Annotated in this window: 13 protein-coding genes; 4 read left to right on the forward strand and 9 right to left on the reverse strand. The window is 40.5% G+C overall.

Going from position 1 to position 14,566, the window contains the following annotated elements; translation table 11 throughout:
• From B9J78_03410 to B9J78_03425, 4 genes are all read left to right on the forward strand, one after another.
• Window positions 1-921 carry an SAM-dependent methyltransferase gene (locus tag B9J78_03410; protein MBA2123969.1) on the forward strand — a complete coding sequence of 307 codons (921 nt, stop codon included), beginning with the start codon at window positions 1-3 and terminating at the stop codon, window positions 919-921.
• Window positions 922-987: 66 nt separating this feature from the next.
• Window positions 988-1,887 carry a hypothetical protein gene (locus B9J78_03415; protein MBA2123970.1) on the forward strand — a complete coding sequence of 300 codons (900 nt, stop codon included), beginning with the start codon at window positions 988-990 and terminating at the stop codon, window positions 1,885-1,887.
• Between the two features lie 115 nt (window positions 1,888-2,002).
• A complete protein-coding gene (locus B9J78_03420; GenBank protein ID MBA2123971.1) occupies window positions 2,003-2,224 on the forward strand; it encodes a hypothetical protein in 222 nt (73 codons plus the stop codon).
• 434 nt (window positions 2,225-2,658) lie between these two features.
• Window positions 2,659-5,451: a hypothetical protein gene (locus tag B9J78_03425; GenBank protein MBA2123972.1), complete on the forward strand. Its 2,793-nt coding sequence runs from the start codon at window positions 2,659-2,661 to the stop codon at window positions 5,449-5,451.
• 72 nt (window positions 5,452-5,523) lie between these two features.
• Here the strand turns inward: B9J78_03425 and B9J78_03430 are convergent, their stop codons facing one another.
• The 9 genes from B9J78_03430 to B9J78_03470 all read right to left on the reverse strand — a co-directional run bounded on the left by B9J78_03430 (window position 5,524) and on the right by B9J78_03470 (window position 14,564).
• Entirely contained in the window at window positions 5,524-6,669 is a 1,146-nt protein-coding gene (locus tag B9J78_03430; GenBank protein MBA2123973.1) for a 5-(carboxyamino)imidazole ribonucleotide synthase, read from the reverse strand.
• On the reverse strand, window positions 6,662-7,165 hold the full coding sequence (locus B9J78_03435; protein MBA2123974.1) for a 5-(carboxyamino)imidazole ribonucleotide mutase: 504 nt from the start codon (window positions 7,163-7,165) through the stop codon (window positions 6,662-6,664). Before B9J78_03435 ends, B9J78_03430 begins: the two co-directional genes overlap by 8 nt.
• A gap of 74 nt (window positions 7,166-7,239) precedes the next feature.
• Window positions 7,240-8,289, reverse strand: a complete 1,050-nt coding sequence (locus B9J78_03440) for a pyruvate kinase (GenBank protein MBA2123975.1) — start codon at window positions 8,287-8,289, stop codon at window positions 7,240-7,242.
• 22 nt (window positions 8,290-8,311) lie between these two features.
• Window positions 8,312-9,328: a threonylcarbamoyl-AMP synthase gene (locus B9J78_03445; GenBank protein MBA2123976.1), complete on the reverse strand. Its 1,017-nt coding sequence runs from the start codon at window positions 9,326-9,328 to the stop codon at window positions 8,312-8,314.
• Complete coding sequence (locus tag B9J78_03450) at window positions 9,325-9,801, reverse strand: transcription elongation factor GreA (GenBank protein ID MBA2123977.1); 477 nt, start codon at window positions 9,799-9,801, stop codon at window positions 9,325-9,327. The genes B9J78_03445 and B9J78_03450 overlap by 4 nt, the downstream gene beginning before the upstream one ends.
• A 186-nt stretch (window positions 9,802-9,987) precedes the next feature.
• Entirely contained in the window at window positions 9,988-10,380 is a 393-nt protein-coding gene (locus B9J78_03455; GenBank protein ID MBA2123978.1) for a hypothetical protein, read from the reverse strand.
• Window positions 10,381-10,382: 2 nt separating this feature from the next.
• Window positions 10,383-13,505 carry a hypothetical protein gene (locus B9J78_03460; GenBank protein ID MBA2123979.1) on the reverse strand — a complete coding sequence of 1,041 codons (3,123 nt, stop codon included), beginning with the start codon at window positions 13,503-13,505 and terminating at the stop codon, window positions 10,383-10,385.
• Window positions 13,506-13,553: 48 nt separating this feature from the next.
• The gene (locus tag B9J78_03465; protein MBA2123980.1) at window positions 13,554-13,928 is read right to left on the reverse strand and encodes a hypothetical protein; all 375 of its coding nucleotides are present in this window, start codon (window positions 13,926-13,928) and stop codon (window positions 13,554-13,556) included.
• A 156-nt stretch (window positions 13,929-14,084) separates the two neighbouring features.
• Window positions 14,085-14,564: a hypothetical protein gene (locus tag B9J78_03470; protein ID MBA2123981.1), complete on the reverse strand. Its 480-nt coding sequence runs from the start codon at window positions 14,562-14,564 to the stop codon at window positions 14,085-14,087.
• Window positions 14,565-14,566: the final 2 nt, after the last annotated feature.

Here is a 14,566-nt window from a genome sequence, read left to right on the forward strand (position 1 = left end):
ATGATATACCATAATTATAAAAGAAAAAATGGAACGCAAACCAGCGCCTTTGGTGCACCAGGTCGAATTAACCATGACTCGTCAAAATTTTATAACAGCAAGCTTTATGAGGGGTTAAATAATGGAAAAGATGTTGAGTATGTTGAAAATCCAATTGAACCGCAAAATATAAACAAAGTTTTTTGCAAGAGCAGTGAGGCAATGATAGAACTTCCAGATAACAGTGTTCATTTGATGGTCACTTCACCACCTTATAATGTTGGTAAAATGTATGATGAAAATTTATCCCTCAAAGAATATAGAGAGTTGCTAAAACGAGTATTCAAAGAAACATACAGGGTTTTGGTCCCCGGCGGTAGAGCTTGTATAAATATAGCAAATTTAGGCAGAAAACCATATTTGCCACTTCACAGTTATATCATAGAAGATATGCACGCTCTTGGTTTTTTGATGAGGGGCGAGTTGCTTTGGGACAAAGGAAGTAGCGCAAGTTCTTCAACAGCTTGGGGAACTTATCTAAAAGCAAACAATCCGGTATTGCGGGATGTCCATGAATATATTCTTGTTTTTTGTAAAGATACATTCACTCGTTTAAATCCGCATAAAAGAAAAAGTACCATTTCAAAAGAAGAATTTTTAGAATTTACAAAGAGTGTTTGGAAATTTTCCGCAGAGCGAGCTTCAAAAGTAGGCCACCCCGCTCCTTTTCCAGTTGAACTACCTTATCGCTTAATCCAACTTTATACTTTTGAAGGCGATGTTGTCCTTGACCCATTTGTTGGCGCCGGAACTACTTGCATTGCGGCACTAAAAACCAATAGAAAATATGTGGGTTATGATATTGATAAACAATATTGTGATTTGGCGGAACGAAGAATAAAACAATTTTTACAAGAACAAACGACATTATTTTCGAAATAAACCAAACGTTCAAACTATGGCGAAAATTGCCAAAGCGTTGGGTGTTTCGATTGAGGAGTTATTAAAATGAAAACTATAAAAAGCAAAACACTCGCAATATTTGGAGTAGTAACTTGGATACTTTCGGTTGCGTCTTTGGCTAAAGATCTCGCTGGAAATTATACGGCTCCAACAGCTTTAATTGTGGTGTCGGCATTGGCAACGCTGGTATTCACGATTATGGCAGTAGTCCGATTATGGAAACCACAAAAAGTTACTGCCGTTTTGTTTCTTGTATTGTCTTTAGTTTCTCTTGTATACGTTTCGGCTCCAATCAAAATAGTTACCTTCGTTTTGTTTATTTGGGTAATATCGCTTCTTTGGGTAATGGGGAAACACGAGGGTCTCGCCAAGAAACTTCAAAAAGATTCTGGACTTACTGATGAAGAATTTTCTGCAATGCTAAAAGAAAAACAGAAAGGCAATGATAAAGCGGTAGAGAAAATACTTGCTTCAGCGCAAGAACGCGCTAAGGCAAAATATAAAGAAGTTACAGGCGTTAATCCAAAAAGCATTGTCCCAGAAATCGGCAAGGAGATTTCATGGGCAGATATTGTAAATCATACATTCCGCGTTTTGGATTTTGACAGAAACGAAACAACTATTGATGAAAATAATCAGGTAAAAGCCAAGAGCCGGCTCCAACCGTACGGGTATTTGCTCGCAGAATCGCCAATTTTGAATAATCGTGTAAAATTGCCTATTATTCATCGTGATGATTTTCTCCTTGCCGCAAGCGTATTTGATGAACCAAAATTGGCGGCTATGGTTAAAGACGAAGAATTGCTTGTAGTTTACTCGCCAAAACATTTAGGGCCAAAAGGGTTATCCGGTAGTCCCCACCACGTTTTACATTACGCGATTACGCCTCACGGGACATTAGACGCTTACTACTCGAAAAACAATGATATATATGGCGAGACCTGAACCACAGAAGTTAGTTGGACAATTTGTATATCAAGGTGAGATAAAAGTGCAGATAAATCCTGAACAGGAATTTTAAGGATTTGCCGCCAAAGAGGAAAATCATTTATGATTTTCCTTGCGGGCTACCGCCCGCGAAAAACTTGAAATCGTCCCCCGAAGTAGTCCGCCTTGGGCGGACACTACGGGGCAGGCTTTTCGCTTCCGCTTCCCGCCTTCACTTTTCAGCTTCGGTCGGGCAGGCAAGGCGAGGCGGGTGGAAAGGGGGTTCGGGGGGAAGGAATTTTTGCCCGCCCGAGCGGAAAAGTTTTTTAGAAATCAATTTCCGGATTTTCGTTAAAATAGGTTCGAATTTTAACCAAAAGGCACCGCCAATTTTCAGAATTCGGATTTTGGGCAATAAGTTACCTCGCCCCACCAGAGAAACTGTGTTGCAATGCAGAAGACTTGATTATTAAGCCCAATCAGAAATTCCGAAATAAGGATTAAACAAGTATTTGATAAATTTAGCCCTGTAAGATATAATACGCTTATCACCCGCCCACCTGTTGCGTTGAAAAGAAAGAGGCGGATGCGGTAACCTGCCGCCTGTCTCTGCCCTAAGACTTAAGATGTGGGGACAGATGATCAGTTGGGTAGCCGATTCATCCTCTACAACAGACAGTGGCGGATAAACAGTGAACCTTATCACCTGAGAGCTCTACAAAGGACCGGGTGAATTGACGGATAATCAGGGATCTGTGCTCACAGACTCTCAAAAAGGAGAATTAAGTTATGGGTTATACTGATGAAAATTGGTATCATCTGCCAAGTGAACAGGTTTTTGAAATCCTAAGATCTGGCCAAACAGGGCTTACCCCAATGGATGCAAAAGCAAGGCTGGAAAAATATGGGTATAACGAGCTGGAGGTCAAAAAGCAGAGTCCTCTTATTAGATTCTTGCTACAGTTCCATAATCCTTTGCTTTATATCTTGATACTTGCTGCCATTGTTTCTATCTTTTTAGGTAAATTTATGGATATGGGAGTTATTATGGGCGTAGTTCTTGGCACAGTGATAATAGGTTTTATTCAAGAGGGAAAGGCCGAAGCCTCTTTAGAGTCCTTAAAAAAAATGATGGTACCGCAATGCACTGTGCGGAGGAATGGTGAAAAAGAGGTCATTCTTGCGAGGGAATTAGTTCCCGGTGATGTGGTTCTACTTGAAAGCGGCAATAGAGTGCCTGCTGACTTGCGTCTATTTTTAGCAAAGAACCTGAGTGCGGATGAATCAATGCTTACGGGAGAATCGGTGCCGGTAAATAAAAATGTTGACCCTACCCCAAAACCAAATTTGGGCCCTGAGAGACAACACTGTATGTCCTTCAGTGGTACTTTCATTAAACGAGGTCGTGGAGAAGGAGTTGTAGTGGGAACTGGAGAGCAGACAGAGATAGGTAAAATCGCAGGAATGATGCGAGAAACTGAAAGAATTACACCACCAATAATGAAGAAAATAAATAGTTTCACCAGGTTCTTAATCATTATCATCCTCTCGCTTGGTGTGGTTAATTTTATAATAGGATTAATATTTGGCTATGAAGTTGGGTATATGCTCCTTGTCGCGGTCGGGCTGATTGTTGCTGGAATACCGGAAGGGTTGCCCGCAATAGTAATCTCCACTTTTGCCTTTGGTGCTATGGCTATGGCACGCCGACACGCGCTTATACGCAGGCTCCCAGCAGCAGAGACATTAGGGTGCACCACAGTTATATGCTCAGATAAGACTGGCACTCTTACCAGAAACGAGATGACAGTGACTAAGATATATTGCGGGGGGAAGAACTATCAGATAAGCGGGGTTGGTTATGAGCCCAAAGGGGAGTTTATTCTAACTAATAATAGACTTAATGCTTTACCGGCAAAAGAAAAGTCCCATGAAATACAAAAAGTTATCTCACAAGACAAGGAGTTGATTGAAACCCTACGAGCAGGCTACCTGTGCAGCAACTCTGCTCTGGTGGAAGATGAGCAAAAGTTATATAGCATTAAAGGAGATCCTACAGAAGGAGCCTTGATTGTCTCGGCAACTAAGGCAAATGTTACCGAAAAATTTCCTAAATTAGATGAGATACCTTTTGAACCAGACCAACAATATATGGCTACTTTGCACAAGAGTAAAGGGGAAAATATTATCTATGTGAAGGGCTCGCCAGAGAAAGTTTTAGAAATGTGCCGGCATCAGTTAGTGGATGGAAATATTGAAGGGCTAAGAACTGGGGAAATATTAGACAGCTCGGATAAGATGGCCAAAGACGCCTTGCGTGTGCTTGGTATGGCGTATAAGGTTGTGGATGAAAAGAAAAACTCTTTTACCGAAAAAGAATTGGATGGGCTAATTTTCCTTGGGCTCCAGGGAATGATAGACCCACCGAGAGAGGAAGCAATAGCAGCAGTTAAGCAATGTAAGGCAGCCGGGATAAGAGTGGCGATGATAACCGGCGATCATCTACAGACAGCAAAGGCTATTGCCAGACAATTAGAAATAGGCAGTGGCAAGGATAAGGCATTAACAGGGGAAGATGTCCAGAGAATGGACGACAGGGAATTATCTGAAGTGGTGAATGAAGTATCGGTGTATGCCAGAGTTGCCCCGGAACATAAGTTCAGGATAGTAGAGCAATTGCATAAAAAAGGCGAGGTTGTTGCTGTTACTGGAGATGGGGTGAACGATGCTCCGGCATTAAAAAGAGCTGACATAGGAATATCTATGGGGATAGCCGGCACCGAGGTAAGCAAGGAGGCTTCTGATATGGTCCTGACTGATGATAACTTCGCCAGCATCGTTGCCGCAGTGGAGGAAGGCAGACATATCTTCAACAATATCTGGAAGGCTATCTTGTATCTGCTTCCTACAAATGGCGGTCAGATGATGGTAATGGTAGGAGCAGTGCTACTTTCGCCATTTATACCTATTTTTGTCGAGCGTCTTCCCTTGGAACCGATACAAATCTTGTGGGTAAATCTAATTATAGCCATAGCCTGTGCTATACCTTTGATTGCAGAGGCCAAGGAAAAGGGTCTGCTTGATAGACCCCCGCGTGATATCAACGAACCGTTGGCTAATACATTTCTCCTCCAGAGGGTTGGATTGGTGTCTCTTGTAACGGTAACCACAGTATTTACCATATTTGGTCTTGTTTATTTAGCGCTGCGTGATTCTGGTTCGGGAAACTACCTGGCACAGGCAGGAACAGCTGCATTCACCACGCTAATCTTTGTACAGGTCTGCTATCTGTTTACTGCTAGATCAATAAAGGAGTCGGCATTTACATTTAGTCCGTTCTCAAATAAATGGGCACTCGCAGGCGCTGTCACAACCTTGGGATTGCAAATTATAATGGTTTATTCGTTGCCCTTGTTTGGAATCAGCCCATTTAAAACAGTACCTTTTCCTGCACAGTGGTGGTTGGTCATACTTTTGGTTGCACCAGCTGGTTTTTTTGCTGTTGAGATTGAGAAACTCATAAGAAGGAGATTATGTGATCCCAATATAACAATGTCCTGTAAAAAAAAGAGGACATTTTAACTTTATTTATGATGATATCTTCATAAGCCCCAGCAATATTTTAACTTTTTTTCCGATCGTTTTCTCCTTTTTTTAAGAAGAACTCTTGAGAGCTATTCCTGCTTTCCGAATGGCATCCGAGACAGACTTTGCCAACACGGTAATGTGTCCCATCTTCCTTCCTGGACGAATCTCATTTTTGCCATAGAGATGCAGGTTTACTCCTGCAATTTTCAAAACTCCATCTATCAGTGAGAATATATCCTTTTTGCACATTAGGCCGTCTCCCAAAATGTTAACCATTACTGCTGGCGATAGTAGATCGGTTGAGCCCAAGGGCAAGCCACAAATTGCCCTTATGTGCTGTTCAAATTGAGAAGTATAACAGGCTTCAATGGTGTAGTGTCCAGAATTATGCACCCGCGGGGCAATTTCATTAACTAAAATTGTTCTGTCTTTAAGTAAAAACATCTCCACTCCTATAACCCCTATTACCCCTAACCTTTCCGCAACCCTTTTAGCAATATTAGCTGCTTTTTTTTCTACCTCAGCAGGTATCCTGGCAGGAACAATAGACATATGAAGGATATTGTTGCAATGGGTATTTTCAGGTACAGGAAAAGTCTTTATCTGTCCATTCTTTCCTCGGGCGCAGATAACGGAAATCTCTTTAACAAAGGGAATAAACTTCTCCCATATCAAAGGACCAAAAGAAGACCTGGAAAAAACGTTTTCTAGCTCCTTCCTGTTTTTTAAGACTACCTGTCCTTTCCCGTCATAGCCACCGGTAGAGGTTTTAAGCACAGCCGGCAGCCCAAGTTCTAAAAAAGCCTTTTCCAAATCAGAAGTCCTTTCTACAGCATAAAAATCAGCGGTCAGAATGCCTTGACTTCTTAAGAATTCCTTCTCCTTTATTCTATTTTGTGTAAGTTTTAAGGCCTTTGAGCAAGGAAAAACAGAAAACCCATGCTTCTCTAAATACTCAACTGTTTCTGCGGGGATATTCTCAAACTCATATGTCAAAACATCTACTTTTTTAGCTAATTTCAGGGCTTGAGTTTTGTTGCTAAATTCAGCCACAATCTGCTCATCGCACACCTGAGCGCAGGGACACCCTAAGGTAGGATCCAAGGTTATTACTCTATAGCCCATCTTCTTGGCCTCCTGAGCAAGCATCCTTCCCAATTGCCCTCCCCCAAGGATGCCTATAGTTGAAGGAGGATATATTTTTTTATACATTTTCCATTAATCCTTTTGCCTTTTCCTCAACTTCTTTAGATAAGCCCTCTTTATAATTTTGGACTTTTGTTCTTATTTCTGGATATTTCACACCCAAAACTTGAGCAGCTAAAATACCGGCGTTTCTCGCCCCATCTTTACCAATAGCCATTGTAGCGACAGGAACCCCCTTGGGCATTTGCACAATAGATAAAAGCGCATCCACTCCTTTAAGCACCCCGGATTCAATAGGGACTCCGATGACTGCAAGAGTGGTACTTGCAGCAGTCATTCCAGGAAGATGTGCCGCTCCTCCGGCCCCGGCAATAATTACCTCTAAACCTCGCCTGGCGGCAGAAGCTGCATACTCATGCATCCTCTGAGGCGTGCGATGAGCAGAAACAATGGTCATCTCATATGGTATATCAAATTCCGCAAGAACCCTGGCAGCCTCTTTCATCGTCTCTAAATCAGAATCACTTCCCATTATTATTCCTACTAAAATTTTCTTATTCATATTTGCTAACCTCCTGTAAAAAGTTCGGAAACCAAAATTTTTGATATTGAGGTCCCCTTTAAGGTGCAACTGCGTTAGATACTTGATATTTGATATTTCTTTGATTGGTCAGAGTGGGAATATAAAAACTTTTCAGTAAATTTTATTATATTATTCATCATGACAACCGCAGAAACGGGATATTTGCCCACAGCAGACTCTGCTGAAAGCATAACAAAATCGGTGCCGTCTATTATAGCGTTGGCCACATCTGTCACCTCTGCGCGGGTAGGACGGGGATTTTCAGTCATATTCTCAAGCATTTGCGTTGCGGTTATGACAAATTTTTGAGAGCGATTACATTTCTTGATAATCATCTTTTGAATAATGGGGATCTCATAAATAGGCACAGATATGCCCATATCTCCGCGTGCTATCATGACCCCGTCTGAAATCTTGATTATCTCATCAATATTCTTTATCCCTTCTCTGCACTCAATTTTGGCAATGACCTGACATGGCGAACCTGGTTTTAACATTCTTCTTACCTCTAAAATATCGCTTTTCGTACGCACAAATGACTGTGCGATATATGCAAAACCATACTTTTCACAAAAAGATATATCCTGTACATCTTTTTGGCTCATCCCTCCAAATTCAAGCCTTGCCCCCGGAATATTTACGCCCTTGTGCTCTTTTAATATGCCGCCTGATATTACTTTGGTCTTTAAGACTTGCACAGACCGGCCAATGACCTCTAAGGCGATATTGCCGTCGTCTATGAATATTTGCTGGCCAACCTTAATACCGCTCAGAGGCCCCCGGTAATCAAACAGTATGCAGACATTCTTGCCTTTTATCTTTTGCTGGGCAAGCCAAACTATCTGGCGCTTTTTAAGTTCTAACGCAGAGACAAGGCCACCTATTCTTATCCGGCGGCCTTGAAGATCGCCAAGAAGATTGATGCGTCTGCGGTATTTTACATTTAAAAGCCTTATGAGATTTATCCTGTGAAGTAATTCCTGCGGCTTTCCATGTGAAAAGTTAAGGCGCGCAACATCCATTCCAGCTTGCATCATTTTTCTAACCACAGTTTCGTTTGAGGATGCCGGCCCGAGCGTACAGATTATTTTAGTTCTTACCATATTCCAGTAGAGGAGAAAACATTCATTCTCCTGCTGCTTTTCTTAATCTATCCATAATTGCCAAACCTAATCCCTCTTTTTTAACACCTTCGGCAATAATGACGCTTACCCCGAGCCTGTCAAACTCTCTTAAGATAGAAAAGAGATTAGCCGCACAGGTGGCTAAATTGTCCCCTGGTCCTAACAGTTTGACATTGAATGGACGATATCTATTTTTGTTCTCATCTTTTGCCATTATTCCGATATGTTGTCCCTTGTGACTAAATTCTAAAGCCAAATTTTTAACTTTTTCCACCTGCTCCCTGCCCTCTAATTCAACAAGTATTAGTCTCGCCCTGGGTGAATAGTGGCGGGGATACATACCAGGTGATAAAACTTTATTTTTTGAACTGGAATTTATTACTGTTTTAATTACTTCGTTTAGCCTCTCAATACTTACCCCGCCTGGACGCAGTATAGAAGGCTCATTATGGGTTAAATCTAAAACCGTTGACTCTACTCCTATTTCAGTTTTTCCTCCGTCAATAATTAGGTCAATTCTGCCTGTTAAATCATCTAATACATGCTGAGCACAAGTAGGAGATGGGCTACCAAAGAGATTAGCGCTCGGGGCGGCAATCGGTGTTTGGCAAAATTCAATAAAACTTAAAGCAATTTTATTAGCCGGCATTCTAATTGCTACGGTATCAAGCCCAGCAGTAAGTATATCAGGAATATTTTCTGCTTTTTTAAGAACCAGTGTGAGAGGCCCGGGCCAAAATGTATCGGTTAACCTTGCCACTATATCAGGAATATTTATAGCCAATGTATGCAATTTCTCTTTTTGGGCAATATGGACAATTAAGGGATCTTCCAGGGGTCTTTTTTTAGTCTCAAATATTTTAGCTATTGCTTGTGTATTGAATGCATCTGCGCCCAGTCCATAAACCGTTTCCGTAGGAAAGGCTACCAGACCGCCGCCTTTTATTTTTTCGGCCGCAGTCTTAATGTAAACCGGATTTATATTATCAGGATTAACTGTTATAATTTCTGTCCTCATCTTGATATTTTTAATATTTTATATCTTAAAATACCCGCAGGGGTTTTAATGTCAATTACTTCATTTTGCTTATGTCCCAATAAACCTTTGCCTACTGGAGAAACAATAGAAATCTTACCATGCGAGAAATCAGCTTCTAACTCTGAGACTAATGTATACTGTAATTCTTCTCCTGAGTTTAAATCCTTTATCCTGACAGTTGCGCCTATCAGGGCCTTACTTTTAGAAATATTTTGGCCATCAAGGATTTGGGCACGGGACAACTTTTCCTCCAGTTCCATAATTCTTTTCTCGTTTAATACTTGCGCTTCCTTGGCTGCACTGTACTCAGCGTTTTCGCTTATATCTCCGTGTGACCTTGCTTGCTCTATCTCATTAGATAATTCTCTACGGCGAACCCTCTTTAAGTATCCCAATTCTTCTGTTAATTTCCCATATCCTTCCGGAGTTAAATAAATACTTCCCTGGCACATTTTTTCCTCCATAAGATTTTTTAGATCTTTATTCAGTGTAAAAATAAAGCCCGCCCCGATTAAAGTCGTGGCAAGGTTTCGGTTATTTTGTTCTCAGCATAAAAGAAGTTTTTACAAAGCAAAAATTTGAATAAGTGCCGCTAAGCACAAACCTTTTATACTGTGTTAGGCGCTGTGCCGTGCCTTTCATTTTGTAATCTCCATGTAGACTTCATGTCTTACCCGCGCTCTAATTTTACGGTCTAATACAGTTTCAAGATAGGAATTAATTATTTTGTCAGTCCTTGCTTTCAATTTTTCTAATTCCGGGAGAATATTTTTTAGATATTCATCATCTTTGGGAATACGAATCTCCCTCAATCCGGCATCAAGAAAGACCTTTAGATAACGAGCCTCTTCTTCTGAACGGCATTCAATAAAATCTTTCCCGGAATAAAGCTTCCACCCAAATAAATCTCGGTCTATTTTAATCTCGCCAGAATTATTGGGCAGTTCTCTTTTAACAAGTGATTTCTTAGGCAGAGTAAGCACTTTCACTTTATAAAATTCACCAATTATCTTTATTTCTTTATTTGCCATTTTTATTTTTTAATATTTTCAACAATTGCGTTCTTAAAGGCATCTACATCAATCCTTTCTTTCGTCTTCTTCTTTTTCCCAAAACTCTTTGCCTTCTCAATTCGGGATTTGACCAAATCCACTACCGCCCGGTAAACCTCAAGTTGCTCCTCATCCGTTAGCCCAAGAATTTCACCCATAATGATTTTGTCCAGTTCCCTGCGGTCTGGTTTGACTTTGTCAAGAGAAACTTCTTCGGGCGAAGATGACCCGAGTTCTTCAAAAATAGACACAACCTTATCTGACAAAAAGTCTTTAATGGTTTTTGCTCTTCCATCTGAAACAAGTTTTGGGTGGACCACAGGCATAGGGACAATTTCTGGCCCGTATATCAGTAAAACACCTTCACCCATAACAGTTCTACCGTAAACTTCTGTAAAAAAAGAACCCAATGTGGAATTTAAAAAGGTTACAATTCTTAATATATTGGTTTTATCTTTTGGGGTGATAACAAAAAATGTATCACCTACAAATAAGTTTTGGAGATTGAGAAAGTATCCGAATGCCATATCTACAAACCTTTTTGAAAGTATTGGCGCTTTTATTTCAGATAATTCATACCATCTTTCCCTACTCGCACAAGTTGGTCTCTTACTAAATTTTTTTCTTTCACCTGCCTCAATATATTTCAAAACTTTAGTTCCTTTCAATTCTTTTTTATCTTTATGAATCATAAGCACTCGATATTTCAAATATTCTGGTTTAACAACAATAGATTTGCATTCCCTCGGGCTCTTTATTACATAATTCGGCACCCATTTATTAGCTTCCTTATGCATCCAAAACTCTTTCTCGATTCCTTTTCGTTGTATCTCTTCTTCGGTCAGATAGAAGAACTCATTGGCTCCAGTCTTTATTCCAAAGCGAACTTCTGCCACCTCTTTCAATGGCACAAGTTTGCTTTTTCCCTTCTCCAGAATCTTAAAGAAAATCTCCGGTGCTCTTAAATATTTCCCCCATTTTGCCCCAACATATCTCTTCTCTGTTGAGTCAAATCCTTCATCCCACAATTCTTTCTGGCTTTTGGGATAGATTCTCAATTCATCGTTTTCATAAAGATTGCTGTGGGCGAGGATGGTCTTTTTGAGTCTGTCTATGTAGTTTATTCTTTCAACCTGCTTTTCCCACATATCTTGTGCGGGTGGGATAAAGTGACGTAAGGGTTTTTTGAGATAGACAAAGCGAACCGGGTTTTGGTCTCGCTCCCTTTTATCCTTACACTTTTGAAGAATAATAATACAGGTGTTTATGTCTGCCTCTTCAAACCAGCGTTCCACTTTGGATTCAATGATGGCAATAATTTTATAGTTTTTCAGAAAGAACTCCTGAAGCCCTTTGCCGTAGTCCACATCCAGCCAGGAATTGGAAACGATAAAGCCAAAGTAGCCGCCATCTTTTAAAAGCTTTGCCCCGTGAACAAAAAAGTAGGCATGGATTCCAGCCCGTTTACCAATTTCAGCAACCTTTTTGCCCCTTAAATCTAAAAGTGCTTTGCCAATGAGTTTGCTTTTGTATTCTATGTCCTCGGTGAAAATTTCACTAATCTCCTCCTGCCTTGTGTAAGGAGGATTACCCACCACAACATCAAACCATCGGGGATATGTAACTTCCCTTTCCTTAAGCCCAAGGGTTTTTGCTCTTGTCTTTCTCCATTTTTCAGGGTCAAATCCTTCGTCTCCAACAAGAAAGGCAAAGAAATCTTCCTGAAGGATATTAGGATAATTCTTATCCACGCCCAGGTCATTGATTGCAAGGTTAATCGTGGCAAGGTGAGCTGGGAACTTGGCAATATCAACGCCCCACAGAGTTTCCAGAATCTTTTCATGTTCCAATCTATCGTTCATTACCTTTTTGTGTTTGTAAGCTCTTACAAGAAAAGTTCCAGCCCCACAGGCAGGGTCAAGGATTTTGTCGTCCTCATTGTGCAAAGAGAATCTGAGGATTAAATCCACCACATCCGGGCTTGTGAAATACTGACCTAAATTATGCCGCTCATCCTGCGGAATGAGACGTTCAAAAATTCTGCCGATTACATCATAGCCAAGCTTGGAAAAGTCATATCTTTTGAGGACATTGATTAGTCCTTTTATCTCTTTGACGACCTCTTTTACCTCAGGGAAAGCGATACTATCTATGAAATCTGTGGTGTATATAGTCTCGTAGTCTATTTTCAGAACCTGGTTGAAATAGCCTTGAAGTGTTATCTGAAGCATCGCACCTTTTGTGAGCCCCTCTGGAATTTCGAGAGGGTCAAGATCCTGTGGTCTTTTTGCTTGAAGGAGGTTATAGAAGAGAATTTTATTGACGAGGAGATAGGCGGTCTGTCTTGCCGCCTTATCAAAGTCTTGAGGCTGCCAGGCAAAATTCCACCCCTGGTCCACAAACCAGTTTTTGAGTTTTAAAGCGAAAGCAGAATCCTTGTGGCATTGGTCATCAATAATCCTTCTGTAGTAGGTAGATAGAATCCTTATCTTCTCCTGAATCCTGAAGATTAAAAACTCATCTATTGCTTGCTTGGGCTCAGGCTCTTTGCCCGAATGCACAGAATAGAGTTTGGTAAGAAAATTCTCAAGTCCCTTTTTTGTTGGCTCACTGTATCTTGTCTGTTCAATATCATCCAGGTTCTCAAGTTCTGAGAAAGTGTATTTTTCAACGATTTGTTCTTCTTCTGGTTTTAGTGCATTTACTTTCTCTGTGTTGTACCAGATAAGTTTTTTAAAGTTGGTTAAGCAGAAGTATTTTGCCTTTCTCTGAGATGCCTTCTCTCTGGCAGGTTCTTTCAAATCTTTCTCATCAAAGGCATCGTAATACGGAGGCTTTGCTTCAATAACGCAAAGGATATTTTGACCTCTCCTGGACTCATAGATGACTGTATCAGGCATTTTCCTATCCGTACCAGAAGTTTCAACATCAGGCAAGCCGAGGTCAAGATGTTTACGCTCAATAATCTCCCTCATCCAGTGCATTAGAACCGCTACCGCTGTGCGTTCGGTTTTATGGACATCTACATCAAATGCAGATGCCTTAATAATTTTTATTGTGGTTTTGTCTGAAATTTCGCCTGATTTTTTACTTTTCATAGTCATATTCCTTAATGATTGCCCTACGATTCTTTTTTGGTTTGTTGTTATATTTCACTCTTTATTCTTTAATCTTTCATTTTTCCACTCTTCATAATCTTCTAAATGACTTTCTAAAACTATATTTAAAATTCTTTGTGCAATCTCAAAGGCGGCGGCAAGCCTTATGATTTTCACATCTCCTAATCCTTTTATCTCAAGGAATTTTCTTAAAGGCTGATTCGCCATTCCCTTAAACGAGCCAAATTTTTCCAGAACTTCTTCGGCAATCTTTTCCGCGGTCTTTCCTTTTATACCAGTGGAAATTAAGATTGCGAGAAGTTCAGCATCTGAAAGGTTTTCAGGACCAAGTTCTCTAAGTTTGCCACCAGAATGATGCCATTTCTGAGGTTCAGAACTTTTCATTTGGTATTTATTGCTCCTTCTCATGAAATCTCTTTTTTATTTCGGCACGGCATTGCGCCTAACGTTTTGCGGATAAAAGAAGTTGCCGAAGGCAATTTGGGCGAAGCATAGCGAAGCCTTTTATCCGCTGTTAGGCGATGCGGTGGGCTTTTCTTATTAGAAATAACATTACTTCCTTTATTACTTTTTACCTTTCCATACCGAGCTTTGAATTACTGAAAACCTATCTTTAACCCCAAAATTCTTATACAAATTCTCAGTTACAGTTCCTGTTGGATAATTGGTCTTTTCCTGTATTGCCACAAGTTCTATTGCAATAAGCAAGAATTCAACTGTAAATTCTCCAACTTTATCTAATTCTTTGAATGGCTCAACGTGTTCAGGTTTGAAAAACTGGAGAGCTGGCGGGAATGAATTCACAGGCCTAATCTGACTGAGCACTGTCAGAATGTGCTCTTTTAATTTTAGAGTCAATGATGGATTGTAAGCGTGTTTAACATACATTTCTACGATCAAGTGAACATGAGCCGGCGTTCTCTCCCGCTTTTTTGGTTCTCTAAATTTTACAATGAAATCATAAGGAGATTGTTGCTTGCTCCCAGGATAAACTTCAAAACGAACACTTTCACTAGTTGTATAAACGAGGTCGTCCTCTTGCAATC

The sequence above is a fragment of the bacterium Unc6 genome, assembly GCA_013626165.1.
GTDB classification, from domain to species: Bacteria; Omnitrophota; Gorgyraeia; order Velesiimonadales; family Velesiimonadaceae; genus Velesiimonas; species Velesiimonas alkalicola.